Origin of the sequence: Pikeienuella sp., from assembly GCF_046290545.1 — a bacterium.
Classification (GTDB): Bacteria; Pseudomonadota; Alphaproteobacteria; order Rhodobacterales; family Rhodobacteraceae; genus Pikeienuella.
Map to the genome: position 1 here is coordinate 136,103 of NZ_JBKAGV010000008.1, position 16,906 is coordinate 153,008.

Sequence of the window (16,906 nt, forward strand, 5' to 3'; positions counted from 1 at the left end):
GACGCCGCGACGCTTCCATCTTTCGCGCCCTATGCGGCGGTATCGAAAGCGCGTCTTGGCGGCTCCGCGCCACGGCCGCCTTCACGGTCGTCTCCGAGATATCCACATCCCGCGAGATGGTTCTCCGCAAGATCAGGCGCGCCGCCAGCCCTTGGCGCCGATAGCCTCTCGCCAACGAAAGAGACGCCGCCTCACATCCGGTCCGCGTCGGCCCTAAATCGGACCGAAGCCGCTCCGAGGTCGACCGGGGCGGTCAAGGCGCCGCGGCGCTCCGCTTCATCCCGCCAGTCTCGCCTCACGCGAAGGGCGCGCGATGACCCCCGCATCGAAGAGCGAGGCGATCTCCGTATCGGGGAGGCCCGCCACATCCGCCAGAATCTCCTCCGTATGCTCGCCGAGCAGCGGCGCCGGGCGGGCGTCGTCCCGCGCGAGTCCCGCGAAGGTCATCGGGGAGGAAGGGCTGAGATAGCGGCCGACTCCCGGCTGCTCCACCATCGAGAACATCGGGTTCTCGGTCGAGAAGTCCGGGTCCCTTTCCAGCGCGTCGGCGAAGCTGCGGAAGACCGACCAGGTGATCCCGGCCTTGTCGAAAGCGGCGGCGAAATCGGTGACGCGCCGCTCCGCGAACCAGGGGGCGAGAATGGCGGTGATCGCCTTCCGCGCCTTCCAGCGCGCGCCCTCGTCCGCGAGATCGAGGCCGAGCCGGTCGCCGAGCGCCGCCATTTCGTCCGTCATCCCCGTCGTCTTCAGGAGACCGGCCCATTGCCGTTCCGTAAGGCCGATGACCATCACCCGTTCGCCGTCAGCGCAGAGGAAGTCCTGCCCATAGGCGCCATAGAGCGCGTTCCCGGCCTTCGCGCGGCTCACGCCGTTCACCGCCACCTCTCCGATGATCCCGAGATGGCCGAGCATCGCCGCGGCGACATCCTTGAGGCTGAGCTCCGCCGCGTCGCCCAGGCCGGTCTTCAGCCGCCGCCGCTCCGCCGCGAGGAGGGCGGAGACGACCATGTTCCCCGCGATGCAGTCCCACGCGGGGAGCGCATGCGCGACCGGCTCTGACGAGCCCTCCGGCCCCGTCGCCATCGGGAAGCCGACCGCGGGGTTGACGGTGTAGTCCACCGCCGGGCGGCCATGCCGGTCCCCCGTCAGGTTGACCATGCAGAGATCGGGGCGCCGGGCGCGGAGCGTCGCGTGGTCGGTCCAGCCCTTTACCTTCAGGTTGGTGATGAAGAGACCGGCATCCTCGCCCGGCGCGCAGATCACTTCCGCAACGATCTCCCGCGCGCGGGGATGCTTGAGGTCGATGGCGAGGGAGCGCTTGCCCTTGTTCAGCCCGGCCCAGAAGAGCGAGCGGCCGGACCGGGTGACAGGCCAGCGCGTCGCATCGAGCCCGCCCTCGATCCGGTCGAAGCGAATGACATCCGCCCCCATCTGCGCAAGGGTCATTCCGGCGAGGGGAACCGCGACGAAGGCCGAGCCCTCGACGACGCGCATGCCCTTGAGAACGCCGCTCATTGCGCCCACTCCAGCCGCGCCTGCATCCCCTGCCGCCCGTCGGCGACGGTGCAGAGCGTCATCGCCGGCGCTTCCGGCTCGCGGCGGCCGACAAGGCGCAGGGGCTGGTCGTGAAACATCGGACTCACTCCTCTGAAGCGAAAGGCGGAGGGGGCGGCGCCGGCGTGGCGCGCCCCGGCCTCTATGAGCAGGATCGCCTGCAAAGGGCCGTGGACGACGAGGCCGGGATACTTCTCAACCTCGCGCGCATAGGGCTGGTCGTAGTGGATGCGGTGGGAGTTGAACGTGGCGGCCGAGAAGCGGAAGAGCCGCGCCGGCCCCGCTTCAAGGCCTTCTTCCCAGTCCACGGCTTCCGGCGCCGGAGTCGGCTTCGGAAGCCGGAACTCCGCCGGGATCTGGAGGTAGACGATATCCTGCCGCTCCTCGACGCGGCCCTTCGCGCCGGAAATCTCGTGCCGGACGGAGACGAACACCATCGGCCCCGCGCCGCCCGTCTTCTCCTCGACCGAGAGAATCTCTGAGCGGCGGCCGAGCCGTTCGCCGATGTGGAGAGCCCCTTCGAAGGACAGCGCGCCGCCGGCCCACATCCGGCGCGGCAGCGGAACGGGGGGGAGGAACCCGCCAGTGCGCGGATGGCCATCCTCCCCGAGGGCCGACATCGGCGCGAATTCCGGAAACGCCGCCCAGTGCCAGAGCGGCGGCATCGGCGCGCCGGGCGCGAAGTCCGGCGGCGGCGCGGAGTGATGCCCTGTGGAGACGGCGAGCATGCCGGCAATCTCCATCGTCAGCCGCCCGTCGCGCGTCTCGCTGCGCCCGACCCAGTCCTCGGGTCGCGTCGGCTCCGTCCTCGTCCGGGTGTTCATCCGGCCCTACCCCGCCCTTTTTGCGTTCGCCATGATCCCATAAGTCCACGCGGCCCGCGGGCGGAAACGAAACCGCGTCCTGTTGTGTTTGCGAAATTTTACAAATGCACAAATCTGTGTACTTGTGTAATCGCGTGCGGGCGGGAGACGCTGGAATGAAGACCTTCATCGGGCCGCATCTGCGCCGGCTCCGGCGAGAGCGCGGGGAGACGCAGGCGAGCATGGCCCGCGCCCTCGACATTAGCACCTCCTACGTCAATCTCCTCGAAAAAAACGAGCGCAGCGTCTCCGTTCCCGTCCTCCTGAAGCTGATGGAGGCCTACGGCGTGGACTGGCGGGACATCGCGGAGGATGACGACACCGCGCGCCTCGCCGATCTCCGCGCCGCCTTGCAGGATCCGCTTTTCGACCAGAATCGCCCGGACCTCGCCCAGCTTCGCGCCGCGCGGGCGCACAGCCCTGACCTCGCCGAGTGTTTCCTGAAGCTCCACGCCGCCTATCATTCGGTGAGCGCGCGGCTCCTCTCTGTCGCCGGGGCGGACGCGGCCTCGGAGGCGCTCGCCGCTTCGCCCGAGGCTTCTGTCCACGCCTTCTTCCGCCGGCGAAGGAACCATTTCGACGCGCTCGAGCGCGCAGCGGAGGCGTTCCGGGGCGCGGGCGTCGAAGCGGCGGACGAAACCTACTCCTGGATCAAGCGGCGGCTCGGCGAGGCGCTCGGCGTCCATGTGCGCCTCGCGCCCGCGGCGGAGTTGCCGAACACGCTCCGCAGATACGACGAGACGCGGCGCGAGGTGCTGCTTTCCGAAGCGCTGGACCAGCCAAACAGGATCTTTCAGCTCTTCCACGTCGCGGCGCTTATCGAGCATGGCGCGCTCCTCGAAGATCTCGTTTCCCAATCGGGGATCGAGGATGCGAGGGGCCGTGCGCGCTGCCGGGTCGAGCTCGCCAACTACTTCGCCGCTGCGGCGCTGATGCCCTACGATCGCTTCCTCGCCGAGGCGCGCGGCTCGAAGTACGATTTCGACCATCTGGCGACGCGCTTCGGCGTCAGCTTCGAGCAGGCGAGCCACCGGGCGGCGACGCTGCAGCGGCCCGGCGCGCTCGGCGTGCCCTTCTTCTTCCTGCGGATCGACCGGGCGGGGAACGTGACCAAGCGATTCAATTCGACCGATTTCCACCTCGCCGAATATGGCGGCGCCTGCCCGCGGCTGGAAATTCACGGCTGCTTCCGGACACCGGGGCGGATCGTCTCGCAGCTCGTGGAGATGCCGGATTCAACCCAGTTCCTCGTCTTCGCCCGCACGGTGGACAGGCCGAGCTTCACCCGCAGGTCTCAGGACCTGCGCCTCGCCGTGGCGATCGGCTGCGCCGTCGAACATGCCGGGGCGATCGGCTACGCCGAGGAGATGCGGCTCGACGGCGCCCACGCGGCGCAGATCGGCATCAACTGCCGGCTCTGCCCGCGCCTCACCTGCGATCAGCGGGCGCAGCCCGCGCTCCTGCCCTCCGGCCCGGTGGACGAGAACCGTAGGGGCGCGACCCGCTACGACAGCTGAGCGCGCCCGCCCTCGCGTTCAGGCACCGCGAGAAGGCCGTGAATTCAGGCCGCCTCCGTGCGCCGTTCGGCGCTGGCGTCAAAGAGCCGCTGCTGCTCCTCCGCCCAGGCGCGGATGTCGTAGCGGGCGACGCGGGCGCGGAGGGCGCGCATCCGGTCCCGCCGTTCGGGCTCATCCATCGAGAGGGCCTGGTCGATGGCGTTGTCCATCGCCCGGTAGGAGAACGGATTGGCCAGCACGGCCGGGCTCAACTCAACCGCCGCGCCGGCGAATTCGGAGAGGACGAGCACGCCGTCCCCGTCCGCCCGGGCCGAGACGAACTCCATCGCGACGAGGTTCAGCCCGTCCGCCAGCGGCGTGATCCAGGCCACATCCGCCGCACGGTAATAGGCCACAAGCTCCGCGAAGGGGATTGCGGTTGAGATGAGCGCCACCGGCTGCCACTCGAAACTGCCATAGAGCCCGTTGATCCGGCCGGAGATCTGCTCGATCTCGCCCTGCACCTCCTCATAGGCGGTCATGTTCCGGTTGGCCTGCACCGAAACATGGAGGAGCCGGACCTTCCCGTGAAGGTCGGGGCGGCGCTGCAAGAGCCGCTCATAGGCCTGCAACTGCTCGATATTCCCCTTCGTGTAATCGGTGCGGGAGACGGAGACGATCAACTTCGCGTCCCCAAGCTCCTCGCGGATCGCGGCGACGCGCGCATCCGTCTCGTCCGCCTTCGCCAGCCCGGAGATATACTCCTCGTCCACGCCGACAGGGAAAGCGGAAATGGCGACATCGCGCCCGTCATAGCGGAGCAAGACGGGCGTGCGCCGCTCGGAGAGCGCGGCGCCCTCGGGCGTGAAATCCGCGCGCACCCTCTCCCATTCGATCCCCTCGATGTCAAAAAGGCTGGAGGCGACCGAGACGAAATTCGCCGCATAACGCGGAATGTGAAAACCCACGACATCGCAGGCGAGGAGGCTTTCCACGATCTCCTTGCGCCACGGGAGCACGTTGAACATGTCAGAGGCTGGAAAGGGCGTGTGATGGAAGAAGGCGATGCGCACGTCCGGCCGAAGCGTGCGGATATAGCCGGGCACAAGCCAGAGATTGTAGTCGTGGACCCAGATGACGGCGCCCTCGGCGGCCTCCCGCGCCGCGGCCTCGGCGAAGGCCCAGTTCACTTCGCGGAAGGTAGGCCAGTCCACCGGGTCGTAGTTGTATCGGTCCTTGAAGGAATGGAGGATCGGCCAGAACGCCTCCTTCGAGGTGATGTGGTAGAAGGAGGAGACCTGCTCCGCCGTCAGCGGCAGGCGGGAGACGTTGTAGCTCCCGAAATCGTCCTTGATCTCCACCACCCTCTCGAAGTCCGGGTTGGCAGGGTCCTCCGCCAGTTTCCAGGCCACCCAGGAGCCCTTGCCGACCCTGCCGAAGAAGCTTTTCAGCGTCGGCACGATGCCGTTCGGGCTCTTGTTGGGCCTGAGGACGATCTCCCCGTTCTCCTCGACCTCCTCATAGGGTTGCCGATGATAGACGATGACGAGATCAGAGCGCATGGGCGCCTCCTTCCTGCATGGGGTGAAGGCCGAAGCGGCGGATCGCCTCAAGGATGCCGGCGGCGCCCCTGCCCTCGGCCTTGTGAACATGATCGAGCCCGCGGACGCGCGCGAGGAGCCCGGGCTCCGACCCGCCGACAGCGACGGCGGGGAGCCCGGATTCGAGCATGGAAAGATCGTTGAGCGTGTCCCCCGCCGCCAGCACCCTGCGCTCGTCGAGCCCGAGATGGACGACGAGGCGCCGGAGCGTCGGCCCCTTGGAGACGCCCCTCGGGAGAACGTCGAAGAACCGGTCGTCCGAGATCAGATGATCGTAGCCGAGCGCCGCGACGACCGCCTCGGCGCGCGGATCGAAGGCCTCGGGGTCCATGTCGTAGCTGACGCGGTGGCGGAACGGGGTCGGCTGCAATTTCAGGCCGGCATGGCCTTCGAGCGCGGCGCGAACGCGCGGCCCGCCATCGGCCCAGCGTCGCGCGATCTCCTCCTCAAGCTCCGGCACCGGCCGAACCGGCTCGGCCAAGCCTCGATGGACGGAGGCGACCGTCGTGCCTACGTCGCCGATCACGAATTCCGGCCAGGGCGCGCGGCCCGAGCCGCAAAGCTCCGAGATGAAGGCCGGGTCCCGCCCCGTGACGAAGACTAGGCCGACCGTCGCCCGGTTCGCCTCGATCCAGTCGTAGAGCCGCCGCCGGTCTTCCTCGGAGCCGCCGAGAAAGGTGCCGTCGAGATCGGTGGCGAGGACGAAGCGGCGGGCGGAAAGGGGCGGCGCGCTCATCGCGCCGCCTCCTCGGCCCGCCGCTCGATATAGAGATCGAGCGCCTTGGGCTCCGCCTCGATGGGCCGCGCCCAGAGCGCCCGGAACGTCTCCCCGATCCCCGCTCCTTCATGGAGAATCGACCGCACCGCCTCAGCGATCGGCATCTCGACGCCCTTCTTCCGCGCCAGGTCGGTGACGGAGATCGCGTTGAGCTCCCCTTCTACGACGACGGGCCGGCCGCCGAAGCACTCCTCCCGCTTCTTCCCCGAACCGAGCTGCACGCCGAAGGACATGTTGCGCGAGGAGGTGGAGGAGCAGGTGAGCGTCAGGTCGCCGGCGCCGGAAAGCCCCGTCACCGTCTCACGGCGCCCGCCGAGCGCCTCGGCGAGGCGCTTCATCTCGTCCATCCCGCGGGAAATGAGCGCGGCGCGCGTGTTCTCCGCGAAGCCTGCGCCCGTCATCATCCCGCAGGCGATGGCGATGACGTTCTTGACCGCGCCGCCAACCTCGACGCCCACGACATCGTCCGAGACATAGGGCCGGAACGCTTCCGACCCGAGCGAGACGGCGAGCCGCGCGGCCACGGCGCGCTCTGGCGCGCCTTCCGGAAAGTCGGACGCAATGGTGACGGCGGTGGGGTGTCCCGCCGCCGCCTCGTGCGCGAATGTCGGGCCCGAGAGGACGCCCAGCGCCCGGCCCGGCAATTCCTCCGCCACGATCTCCGTCATCAGGAGGCCGGTGCCCGGCTCGATCCCCTTGGCGCACAGGATCACCGGCGCCTCCGGGGAAAGAAGCGGGCCCATGCGGCGCGCCATCTCCCGCACCGCGTCGGAGGGCGTGACGAGCAGCGCGGCGTCCGCCCCGGCAAGGGCGAAAGCGAGGTCGCCCGTCGGCGTCACCGCTTCGGGGAGTGCGGCGTCGGGAAGGTAGCGCGCGTTCCTGCGCGCCCCGGCCATCGCTTCGGCCGCCCCGGGCGCGCGCGCCCAGAGCGGCGCCTGACGCCCGGCGCGCGCCGCCAGGATGGCGAGCGCCGTGCCCCATGCGCCGCCGCCGATGACCGCGATACGTTCATACGGTTCAACCTCCAGTAGCGGCGCCTTCGTCACGTCTCGCCCGGTCTTCATTCCATTCCCTCCTTGACGCCACGGCTCGTTGTGCGCTGCGTCATTCTTGGCAACACTACGGGTTGCGAAAGACAGCGTTGATAAACTATATAATGTGTCATGAACGAAGTCCAACATCGTGCGGCGCAGCGAGGCTGCGCAGCTCTAACCCTGCTAACGCCACAGCCATGATTTCGTTCCGGCGATCGGATCGGGCGGAGATGGAAGAGGCTCGCCTTGTCGCCGAAGGGCGTCACGAGGCGTCGTACGATTTCCTCGGTCTGCACGAAGACGGGGACGGCTGGAGCCTCCGGGCTTTCGCGCCCGGCGCGAACGCGGCGCGCCTGGAAGGCGGACCGGCGCTTCGCCCCCTCGGCGAGACCGGCGTTTTCGCCGCCCGCCTCGCCGCGCCGCCTGAAGCGCGGTCGATCATGGCGGAGGGGCCGGGGGGCGCGTGGTCGTTCCCCTGCCCCTATCGCTTCGGTCCGCTCCTCGGCGCGCTGGACGAGCACCTGATCGGCGAAGGAACCCATCTGCGGCTCTGGGAGGCGTTGGGCGCCCATCTCCTTATTCACGAGGGCGTGGCGGGCGTCGCCTTCGCCGTCTGGGCGCCGCGCGCGCGTCGCGTCTCCGTCGTCGGCGACTTCAACGCATGGGACGGTCGGCGCAACGTGATGCGCCGGCGCGGGGCCGGGCTCTGGGAGGCGTTCGTTCCCGGCCTCGAAGCCGGCGCCCGCTACAAGTTCGAGCTTCTGGGGCCGGACGGCGCGCTCCTCCCCCCCAAGGCGGATCCGCTCGGCCGCGCCGCGGAGTTGCGCCCGGGCGATTGCTCCGTCGTCGCCCGGCCGCTCCCTGCCCCGGACATGGCGCCCGAAGCGCCCGGCGCGCGGGCGCGGCCAATCTCGATCTACGAGGTTCATCTCGCCTCTTGGCGCCGGGGGCCGGGCGGGCGGCCGCTGACATGGGACGAACTGGCGGAGGCCCTGCCGCCCTACGCCGCCGCGCTGGGCTTCACGCACATAGAGGCGCTCCCGGTCATGGAGCATCCGTTCGACGGCTCCTGGGGATACCAGCCCGTGGGCCTCTTCGCGCCGACGAGGCGACACGGCCCGCCGGAGCGCTTCAGCCGTTTTGTCGAGGCCTGCGCCGAGGCGGGGCTCGGCCTGATCCTGGACTGGGTTCCGGCGCATTTCCCGGAGGACGCGCACGGCCTCGCCCGGTTCGACGGCGAGCCGCTCTACGAATACGCCGACCCGCGTGAGGGCGCGCATCCGGACTGGGGGACGCTCGTCTACGATTTCGGGCGCGCGGAAGTGCGAAACTTCCTTCTCGCAAGCGCGCTCTACTGGGTGAAGGCGCGCGGCGTCGCCGGCCTCCGCGTCGATGCCGTCGCCGCCATGCTTTACCGGGACCATTCGCGGCTGCCGGGCGAATGGCTCCCGAACGTGCATGGCGGGCGTGAGAACCTCGAAGCCGAATCCTTCATCCGCCTGCTGACAGAGACGCTGGCGCGCGAAGCGCCCGGCGCCCTGCTCTTCGCCGAAGAGTCGAGCGCCTGGCCCGGCGTCACCGCGCCGGCGGAGGAAGGCGGCCTCGGCTTCGACTTCAAATGGAACATGGGCTGGGCGCATGACACGCTCCGCTACATGAGCCTCGATCCGGCGGAGCGGCCCGCGAACCACCGGGACATCGCCTTCAGCTTTCACTACGCCTTTTCGGAAGCCTTCGTGCTCGCGCTCAGCCACGACGAGGTCGCCGTCGGCAGGGGCTCCGTTCTGGGGCGGATGCCCGGCGACGGCGCGACACGCTTAGCCCAGCTTCGCACATACTACGCCTTCATGTGGGCCCATCCGGGGAAAAAGCTCCTCTTCATGGGGCAGGAATTCGCGCAGTCCTCGGCTTGGGACCACGAGGCCGCTCTGCCCTGGGGCGAAGCGGACGCACCCGGCCATGCCGGCGTCGCCCGGCTGGTCGCAGACCTCAACCGGCTCTACGCCGAGGAGCCGGCGCTCCATGCGCTCGACGCCGCGCCAGAGGGATTCCGCTGGATCGATGGAGGAGCGGCGGACACGGCGGCGCTCGCCTTCCTCCGGCAGGCGCCCGGCGCGGCGCCGCTTATGGCGCTCTTCAACTTCTCGGCCGCGCCGCTGAGCGGCTGGCGCTTCGGGGCGCCGGCGCCGGGGCGATGGCGCCGGGTTCTGGACACGGAGAAGGCCCGATACGGTGGACCGGGCTGCGGGCCGGAAATCGCCGAGGCGGAGGCCGAACCCGCGCACGGTTTCGCGCACTCGCTCGCGCTTGACCTCCCCCCCTTCAGCGCCGTCTGGCTCCGCCATGAGGAGGACAATCAATGATCCAGCTCGCCGAAAGCGCCACGGAGGCGCTCGTCGCGGAGGCGGCCTCGGCCCTCGCGCATGAGCCGACCGCGTTCCAGGCCGCGCGCCGCATCGCGAGACGCCTCGGCGCGCACAGGCGCGGGGAGATTGCGGAGATCGGTTTCTGGGCGCCCGAACTTCTCGAACGCCGGATACCGGACGGGGACGTCGCGCTCGAAATCCTGAGCCACCGCGCGCCCCTCGCGCTCGACGTCTCGCGCCAACAGGTAAGCTTCCGTCGCACGCTCATTCCCGTAGGGCGCATCGACGCCTGGTGCTTCGCCGCCGTGGAAGGGATGCAGGCCGGCTCCCGCGGCGTTGTGGGGGATTTCTACGCTCTTGTCTGGCGTGACGGCGAGGGTCGGGAGCGGCGGGTGCTCGACCCGCTCGCCGCATCCCTCCCCTTTGGCGCCTTCGCCCCTGCGGAGTATTACGATGTCGAGGGCATGCAGGCCGCCCGCACCGACCACGCCTATTACGAAGCGATGCGCAAGGGCGCCGACGGGCCCGTTAAACTCGGCCCCGCCGCCAACATCCTCCAGCTTCACGCGCCGACGGCCACGCTCGGCATGACGCTGGCGAGCCTCGCGCGCCATGTCGAAACCCTCGGGGAGCGGGTGCGCGCCGGAGGCGAGCCGGAACCGGCGGACCGGATTTTCCTCGGCTACGACGCCTGGCAGCTCCTGCCGGTGGAGCCGACGACGGTCTATGAAGCCGGCCCGCCATTCTGGCGCGATCTCGACGTCGCGGCGGGCGCCGCCGCGGTGGAACTCCGGCGGCCGGACACCACGAACTGGGGCTATGACGTGGTGATCTCGGGCATGGCGGCGGTGAACCCGGCGCTGCTGGAGACCGGCCGACCCGACGAACTCGTGGATCTCGCCGCCGCGCTCCACAATTTCCCGACCGGGCCGAAGAAGCTGATCCTCGACGTCGTCTACGGCCACGCGGACAATCAGGGGCTGGACGCTCTGAACGCCCATTTCTTCGCCGGCCCGAACATGTACGGTCAGAATCTCGCCTACCGGAACCCCGCCGTCCGCGCGATCCTGCTGGAGATGCAGCGCCGCAAGGTCAACTTCGGCGCCGACGGCGTGCGGGTGGACGGTGCGCAGGACTTCAAGTGGTGGGACGCGGACGCCTACGTCCTGCGCCATGACGACGAGTATCTGCAGGAAATGTCCGACCTCGTGCAGGAGGTGGCGGGAACCAGCTATCGTCCCTGGATGATCTTCGAGGACGGGCGCCCCTGGCCGGAGGAGGACTGGGAGCTTTCCTCGAGCTACCGCGCCGTGACGGATTCGCAGAAGGATGACGACGTGTTCCAGTGGGGCCCGCTCTCCTTCGCGCACAACACCCCGTTTCTCTATTGCTTCTGGCTCAACAAGTACTGGCGCATCCGGGAGATCCTGGAGAACGGGGAGAACTGGATTTCCGGCTGCGCGAACCATGACACGCTGCGCCGCGGCACGCAGGTCTCCACCAAGCTCAACATCAACACCCGCCTCGGCGAGACGCTGATGGAGATTCTCGACAAGGCCTATGACAATCCTGCCGCGCAGATGTTGACCTACGCGGCCTTCCCCGGCGTGCCGATGGACTTCCTGAACGCCACGGCCCGCGCCTCATGGGGCTTCATCCGCAATCAGGACGACCGCTGGGGCGTCAAGGTTGCGGCGGAGGAGGCGATCTCCCTTGAATGGCAGGTGGACGATTACGGCTATTCCCTGCCCGCGAGCTTCAGGCGGCTGAAGGAACTGGGCTTCGGGACGCGGGAGGAGCTGGCGCGCTTCATGGCGTTCCTGCCCGCGCTGGTCGAGGTGACGGAATACGACCTCCCCACCATCGCGACCCTGCTGACCGAGGTCGACCCGCCGCTCGCCGGCCCCCGCCCCTTCGACGTGCCGGCGCTGAAGCGCATCGCGCGGGCATGGATGGACGACATGCACGACTACTGCAACGTCTCGGGTTATCTCGACCATCTCGGCGAGGCGCAGACGCGGTTCATGCTGGACCTGAGGGAGTTCCGCCGCGCGCGCCCCTGGCTCAGGCGCAATCTGGGCCCCGGCGATCATTTCGACTTCCGCCGCCCGGCGAACGGCTCCGTCGTTTTCCGTTCTCTCCGTCGCGGGCCGGACGGGGAGGAGGTCTACGCCGTGATGCATCTGGAGGGCCAGCCGCTCTCCGCCTTCGACCCTTTGTCGGAGCCGGTCCCCGGCCTCGAAGGCGGCGAATGGCGGCTGCTCCTCCGCACGCCGCCGATCGGCGCGGACTATGAAGCCGGCGAGATCGTCCTGAGGGACGGAATGGGGCTGCTCTACGTCAGGTCGGGCTCAGGCGCCGGCGGATGAGGCGAGATCGGCGATGAATCGGTCGATATCGCCGCCCCGCGACTCGATCATGCCGCCGAAAGTCTCGCGGAGCGTGATCGCCAGCGAAACGCCCTCGAAGATGATGTCGGCGAGCAGCGGGGAACCCGTCCGGTCGCTCACCAGCCATTCGACGGCGACGGGCGCGCCGGCGGGCCGAACGAGCGTGCTCTTGACGATGACGCCCTTGTTTCCGGCGTCGATAGCGCCTCCGACGACAATGTCTTCACCCGCATACTCGCCGAACCGGTTCTGGTAGGTGTTCGAGATATAGGTCCGGTAGGCGGCGAGGTAAGCTTTCTGCTGAGCCTCGTTCATGTCGCGCCAGGCGCGGCCGGCGGCGAAACGGGCGACCGCGTCGATGGCGCTCCGGCGCTCGAGCAGCGCAAGGAATTCGGCGGCGCCGGCAGGGCCCTCACGCCCGTTCTCTACAAGCGTGCGCAGTTCTTCCACCACCTCGGCGACAAAAGACTCGGCCGCCTTCGTATCGAGCGCCGCCGCCGGGCGCCCTGCAAGCGCAGCGCCCAGTAACAGAACGAGCGCCCCGCGCCGCGTGATCGCCGTCACCGTCATATCGCCTCCACTCGGCGGCCTCAGTCGCCGAAGATGTTCGGCGCCTGATCGGCCGTCGTCTCGCCCGCCACCTGCCGCCGCCGCGCCTGGACATAGCCTGTCCGCGACGTGACGTAGCTGTCCTCGCTTTCATATAGGACTTCGTCGATCAGCCCGAAATTGTCGTCCCGCGCCCTCACGACGGCGAGAGGAGTGCGCGTCGCGTCGATGATCATGATCGTATTCGCCACCTCGACGGCGCCGACCGTCACGAGGATCGCCGGATCGAGCGCGAAGTTCACGAGGCGGCCGACGAGGTGGCGCTCAGTGTTCGGGCCGAAGATCGGAGCCTCCACGAATGCGCCCTCCGGCGCGCCCCAACGCGCGAGCGTCACGCCGAAATCGGTCGGCGTATGCGGCAGGCCGAACTCGGTCGCCGGATCCAGGAGGCCGCCGGCCCCGATGATTGTGTTCAGCGAGAACCGCGCGAGCGCCGCTCCGGCCTCCTCCGCGTCGCCCTGCAGGATCCGGTTGATGAAGATTGCCGGCAGGCTCAGATGGTCGAGCCCGTTGCCGACCATGTGCTGGATCAACGCCGGCGTCACCGTATCATAAACCTGGGTGACCGGGCGAAGGAGCGCCGTGTCCAAGCCCTTGTTGAAGGCGTGTACGGAACGGTTCGTCTCCTCATAAGGGTCCGCGATGAGCTGGCCCTCGACAACGGGCGCGCTTGCACACCCGGCCGCCAGCAATGCGAGCGAAAGAAACGCCGCCGCCCTGGCGCTGAATATTCCGCCGCTCATGCCCAGCTCCCGAATCCGTTCCTTGCGGGCGCAAGCCCGACACTCCCTCATGCCCCAGCCTGCCAATACGCGCAAGCAGGCGGCGCCCGGGCGGGCGTGACGTTGCTCACAACCGCGACGCCGCGGCGAAGGGCGGATTCGCCTTTCGCACCGAACATGCTAGAAGCCCCCGAAAGACGGGATCGCGACGGGATTGCTTAACGCGGCGCGGCTAGAACGGACCGCGGATCGAAGACGGAGAACGGGCTTCATGGCGGATCAGAGCGCGGCGGGCCGGCAGGAACTGAGGAAGGCGCTGTTTTCCTCGCGCAGGCTTCTGGTCGGCGTCGGCGTGTTCAGCGCCTTCGTCAACATCCTGATGCTGACAGGCCCGCTCTTCATGCTCCAGGTCTATGATCGGGTGCTGGCCTCAAATTCCGAGGCGACGCTGGCCGCGCTCTTCGCGCTCATCTGCGCGCTTTTCCTCTTCATGGGCCTTCTCGACCATGCGCGCGCCCGCGTCCTCGCCCGCGCCGGCGCCCGGTTTCAGGACCTGCTGGACCGCCGCGTCTTTGACGCCGTTCTCCGCAGAGCGGTCGCGCCGTCGGAACGCTCCCGGCCGCAATCGGGCCTGCGCGACCTTGAGACGATTCAGCGCGTGCTCTCCTCCCCGGCCCCCTTCGCGCTGTTCGACATGCCGTTCGCGCCGCTCTTCTTCTTCATCATCTTCTCGTTCCACTGGTCGCTCGGCGCGCTCGCGCTTGGCGGGGGCGCGCTGCTTCTCGTCATCACGATGCTGAACGAATGGTCCTCCCGGAAGCCGATGACGGAGAGCCAGCGCGCCTCTGCCCAGTCCGAGGCCTTCTCCGAGGCGCTGCGGCGGGAGGGCGAGACGGTTCAGGCGCTCGGCATGCGCGGCGCCGCCCTCTCGAAATGGCGCAAGTTCCGGGAGCTCGCGCTCGCCTCGTCGATCCGCGCCTCGGATTCCACGGGCGGCTACGCCACGGCGTCGAAGACGCTGCGCTTCTTCCTCCAGTCGGCGATGCTGGCGCTCGGGGCGCTCCTCGCCATCGAACAGCTGATCTCCCCCGGCATGATGATCGCCGCCTCGATCCTGATGGGGCGCGCCCTCGCGCCGCTGGAGCAGGCGATCGGCCAGTGGTCCAACATCCAGCGCGCGAAGGACGGCTGGAACAACCTCTCGGACCTTCTCGCCCGCACGCCGGAGGAGCAGCAGCGGACGAAGCTCCCCGCGCCGAAGGGGCGGATCGACGTCCAGAACGTCTCCGTCATCGCGCCGGGGGAGCGCGCGCCGACGCTGCGCGGCGTCAGCTTCACGGTTGATCCCGGCAAGGCGCTCGGCGTGATCGGGCCCTCCGCCTCGGGCAAGACCACGCTGGCGCGCGCGCTCGTCAACATCTGGAAGCCGGCGCAGGGCGTGATCCGGCTCGACGGCGCGGCGCTCGACCAGTTCGAGGATGACGTGCTCGGCGCCCATATGGGCTATCTGCCGCAGGACGTTTCGCTCTTCGAGGCGACGGTGGCGGAGAACATCGCCCGCCTCGCCGAGACGGTGGACCCGGAAGCCGTGGTCGAGGCGGCGAAGCGCGCCGGCGCGCATGACATGATCCTGCGACTGCCGAACGGCTACGACACTCCGGCCGGCCCATCGGGCGGGCGGCTCTCGGGCGGGCAGCGCCAGCGCATCGCCCTCGCCCGCGCGCTCTACCGCGATCCTGCGGTGCTGGTGCTGGACGAGCCTAACTCCAATCTGGACGCTCAGGGCGAGGCGGCGCTGGTCAACGCCATCGTGGAGGCGAAGGGCCGGGGGCGGACCGTCATCATCATGGCGCACCGGCCCTCCGCCATCGCAGCCTGCGACCTCCTCCTGGTGCTGGAGGGCGGGCAGCCGCGCGCCTTCGGCCCGAAGGACGAGGTGCTGCGCCAGACCACCCAGAACCACCAGCAGATCGGCCAGGCGCCGACCGGGGTGACCGCCACGCTGCCCGGCGCGGGCGCGCGGCCGCCTTCCCGACCCGCCGGCCCGCCGGGAGCGCCGCCGGGAACGCCGCCAGTATCGCCGCCGGGCGGCAGAGGGCCTGCCGGGCCGGCTTCTGAACGGCCCGCGGCGCCGGCTGAAGGGAGCTCCGAACCATGACCTATCTTCCCGCCCCCGAGTCCTCCCCGGAAAAGACCGTAGCGCGCCGCTGGTCGGCAGGCCGCCCGATGTGGATCGGGCTCCTCACGCTGGTCTTCCTCGTCGGCGGCGTCGGCGGCTGGGGCGCCTTCGCCTCCATCGCCGGCGCGGTGGTGGCGACGGCGAAGCTCAAGGTCGAATCCGAGCGGCAGGTCGTCCAGCACCCGGAGGGCGGCGTGGTGAAGGAGATCCTCGTCCGCGAAGGGCAGGTCGTGGAGGCGGGGGAAACCCTGATCCGGCTCGACGAGACGCTGATCGCCGCCGAACTCGCCATCGTCGAGGGGCAGCTCTTCGAACTCGTCGCCCGCCGCGGCCGCCTCACGGCGGAACAGCTGGACAAGACGGAAATCGTCTTTGATCAGGAGCTGCTGGAGGTCGCCGCCGCCGATCCCGAAGTCGCCGCGCTCGTCACCGGCCAGCGTGAGCTCTTCGCGGCGCGGGACGAGACCCTGAAGAGCCAGAGCGAGCAGCTCCGCGAGCGGCAGGCCCAGATCCGCGAGGAGATCATCGGGGCCGAGGCGCAGCAGACGGCGCTGCTCAGCCAGCTCGATTTCGTCGGGCAGGAGCTTGGCGACCTCAAGGAACTGCAGAAGAAAGGCCTCGCCCAGGCAAGCCGCGTCCTCGCGCTCGAGCGGGAGAATGCGCGCCTCCTCGGCCAACGGGGCGAGCTGATCGCCAATATCGCCCGCCTGAAGGGGCAGATCTCCGAGATCGAGATCCAGCTTCTCGGCCTCTCCTCCACAAGGCGCGAAGAGGCCATCACCCAGCTGCGCGACAACCAGTTCCGCGAGAACGAGTTGAGGGAGCGGCGCAACTCCCTCCTCGAACGGATCGCGCGGCTCGAAATCGTCGCGCCGCGGCCCGGGCGGGTCATCGGCATGACGGTCTTCGCGCTCCGCGCGGTGGTGCGCGCAGCCGAGCCGATCCTCTACATCGTCCCCTCGGACGAGGCGCTTGTGGTCGAGGCGGAGATCGACACGCGGCAGGTTGACAACGTCTTCCCCGGGCAGGAGGCGCGGCTCCGCTTCTCGGCCTTCAACATGCGCACGACGCCGGACCTTGCAGGCAAGGTGATCCGCGTCTCGCCCGACGCCTTCACGCAGGAGCAGACCGGGCGCAGCTATTATGTCGCCCAGCTTACGATCAACCCGGGCGAGATCGAGAAGCTCGGGGATGTCGAACTCGTCGCCGGCATGCCGGTCGAGGCCTACATCACGACCGGCGAGCGCTCGCCGATCGTCTACCTGATGAAGCCCTTCATGGACTACTTCAATCAGGCGATGCGGGAGGAATAGG

At 69.1% G+C, this 16,906-nt stretch carries 12 protein-coding genes; 5 read left to right on the forward strand and 7 right to left on the reverse strand.

Going from position 1 to position 16,906, the window contains the following annotated elements; translation table 11 throughout:
- Positions 1-276: 276 nt before the first annotated feature.
- Together ACE37J_RS06915 and ACE37J_RS06920 are read right to left on the reverse strand one after the other, a co-directional pair.
- Positions 277-1,515: a CoA transferase gene (locus ACE37J_RS06915; protein WP_409709087.1), complete on the reverse strand. Its 1,239-nt coding sequence runs from the start codon at positions 1,513-1,515 to the stop codon at positions 277-279.
- Positions 1,512-2,378 (reverse strand): MaoC family dehydratase N-terminal domain-containing protein, encoded by an 867-nt coding sequence (locus ACE37J_RS06920; protein ID WP_409709090.1) that lies wholly within the window; start codon positions 2,376-2,378, stop codon positions 1,512-1,514. Before ACE37J_RS06920 ends, ACE37J_RS06915 begins: the two co-directional genes overlap by 4 nt.
- Before the next feature lie 155 nt (positions 2,379-2,533).
- Between ACE37J_RS06920 and ACE37J_RS06925 the strand changes: the two genes are divergently transcribed.
- Complete coding sequence (locus ACE37J_RS06925) at positions 2,534-3,934, forward strand: short-chain fatty acyl-CoA regulator family protein (protein ID WP_409709093.1); 1,401 nt, start codon at positions 2,534-2,536, stop codon at positions 3,932-3,934.
- A gap of 44 nt (positions 3,935-3,978) precedes the next feature.
- On the opposite strand, the gene ggpS is transcribed toward ACE37J_RS06925, so the two are convergent.
- Genes ggpS through ACE37J_RS06940 form a run of 3 tightly spaced genes read right to left on the reverse strand, consistent with a single transcriptional unit; the run spans position 3,979 to position 7,356 of the window.
- Complete coding sequence (gene ggpS / locus ACE37J_RS06930) at positions 3,979-5,475, reverse strand: glucosylglycerol-phosphate synthase (RefSeq protein ID WP_409709096.1); 1,497 nt, start codon at positions 5,473-5,475, stop codon at positions 3,979-3,981.
- On the reverse strand, positions 5,465-6,250 hold the full coding sequence (locus ACE37J_RS06935) for an HAD-IIB family hydrolase (RefSeq protein ID WP_409709099.1): 786 nt from the start codon (positions 6,248-6,250) through the stop codon (positions 5,465-5,467). The genes ggpS and ACE37J_RS06935 overlap by 11 nt, the downstream gene beginning before the upstream one ends.
- On the reverse strand, positions 6,247-7,356 hold the full coding sequence (locus ACE37J_RS06940; protein WP_409709102.1) for an NAD(P)H-dependent glycerol-3-phosphate dehydrogenase: 1,110 nt from the start codon (positions 7,354-7,356) through the stop codon (positions 6,247-6,249). The genes ACE37J_RS06935 and ACE37J_RS06940 overlap by 4 nt, the downstream gene beginning before the upstream one ends.
- A 200-nt stretch (positions 7,357-7,556) precedes the next feature.
- On the opposite strand from ACE37J_RS06940, the gene glgB reads away from it, so the two are divergent.
- Together glgB and gghA are read left to right on the forward strand one after the other, a co-directional pair.
- Complete coding sequence (gene glgB, locus ACE37J_RS06945) at positions 7,557-9,689, forward strand: 1,4-alpha-glucan branching protein GlgB (protein WP_409709105.1); 2,133 nt, start codon at positions 7,557-7,559, stop codon at positions 9,687-9,689.
- A complete protein-coding gene (gene gghA, locus ACE37J_RS06950) occupies positions 9,686-12,061 on the forward strand; it encodes a glucosylglycerol hydrolase (protein WP_409709108.1) in 2,376 nt (791 codons plus the stop codon). The genes glgB and gghA overlap by 4 nt, the downstream gene beginning before the upstream one ends.
- Here gghA and ACE37J_RS06955 read toward each other — a convergent pair.
- Together ACE37J_RS06955 and ACE37J_RS06960 are read right to left on the reverse strand one after the other, a co-directional pair.
- Positions 12,044-12,652 (reverse strand): phospholipid-binding protein MlaC, encoded by a 609-nt coding sequence (locus tag ACE37J_RS06955; RefSeq protein WP_409709111.1) that lies wholly within the window; start codon positions 12,650-12,652, stop codon positions 12,044-12,046. The genes gghA and ACE37J_RS06955 overlap by 18 nt on opposite strands.
- 20 nt (positions 12,653-12,672) lie before the next feature.
- The gene (locus tag ACE37J_RS06960; RefSeq protein WP_409709113.1) at positions 12,673-13,434 is read right to left on the reverse strand and encodes a VacJ family lipoprotein; all 762 of its coding nucleotides are present in this window, start codon (positions 13,432-13,434) and stop codon (positions 12,673-12,675) included.
- Positions 13,435-13,684: 250 nt separating this feature from the next.
- Between ACE37J_RS06960 and ACE37J_RS06965 the strand changes: the two genes are divergently transcribed.
- Together ACE37J_RS06965 and ACE37J_RS06970 are read left to right on the forward strand one after the other, a co-directional pair.
- Positions 13,685-15,571, forward strand: a complete 1,887-nt coding sequence (locus tag ACE37J_RS06965) for a type I secretion system permease/ATPase (RefSeq protein WP_409709116.1) — start codon at positions 13,685-13,687, stop codon at positions 15,569-15,571.
- Positions 15,568-16,905, forward strand: a complete 1,338-nt coding sequence (locus tag ACE37J_RS06970; protein WP_409709119.1) for an HlyD family type I secretion periplasmic adaptor subunit — start codon at positions 15,568-15,570, stop codon at positions 16,903-16,905. Before ACE37J_RS06965 ends, ACE37J_RS06970 begins: the two co-directional genes overlap by 4 nt.
- Position 16,906 lies beyond the last annotated feature (1 nt).

Excerpts from the sequence above, each read along its gene's own strand:
- gghA (WP_409709108.1), top strand. The coding sequence starts at position 9,686 with ATGATCCAGCTCGCCGAAAGCGCCACGGAGGCGCTCGTCGCGGAGGCG.
- ACE37J_RS06925 (WP_409709093.1), top strand. The coding sequence starts at position 2,534 with ATGAAGACCTTCATCGGGCCGCATCTGCGCCGGCTCCGGCGAGAGCGC.
- ACE37J_RS06970 (WP_409709119.1), top strand. The coding sequence starts at position 15,568 with ATGACCTATCTTCCCGCCCCCGAGTCCTCCCCGGAAAAGACCGTAGCG.
- ACE37J_RS06935 (WP_409709099.1), bottom strand. The coding sequence starts at position 6,250 with ATGAGCGCGCCGCCCCTTTCCGCCCGCCGCTTCGTCCTCGCCACCGAT.
- glgB (WP_409709105.1), top strand. The coding sequence starts at position 7,557 with ATGGAAGAGGCTCGCCTTGTCGCCGAAGGGCGTCACGAGGCGTCGTAC.
- ACE37J_RS06940 (WP_409709102.1), bottom strand. The coding sequence starts at position 7,356 with ATGAAGACCGGGCGAGACGTGACGAAGGCGCCGCTACTGGAGGTTGAA.
- ACE37J_RS06915 (WP_409709087.1), bottom strand. The coding sequence starts at position 1,515 with ATGAGCGGCGTTCTCAAGGGCATGCGCGTCGTCGAGGGCTCGGCCTTC.
- ggpS (WP_409709096.1), bottom strand. The coding sequence starts at position 5,475 with ATGCGCTCTGATCTCGTCATCGTCTATCATCGGCAACCCTATGAGGAG.
- ACE37J_RS06920 (WP_409709090.1), bottom strand. The coding sequence starts at position 2,378 with ATGAACACCCGGACGAGGACGGAGCCGACGCGACCCGAGGACTGGGTC.
- ACE37J_RS06965 (WP_409709116.1), top strand. The coding sequence starts at position 13,685 with ATGGCGGATCAGAGCGCGGCGGGCCGGCAGGAACTGAGGAAGGCGCTG.
- ACE37J_RS06960 (WP_409709113.1), bottom strand. The coding sequence starts at position 13,434 with ATGAGCGGCGGAATATTCAGCGCCAGGGCGGCGGCGTTTCTTTCGCTC.
- ACE37J_RS06955 (WP_409709111.1), bottom strand. The coding sequence starts at position 12,652 with ATGACGGTGACGGCGATCACGCGGCGCGGGGCGCTCGTTCTGTTACTG.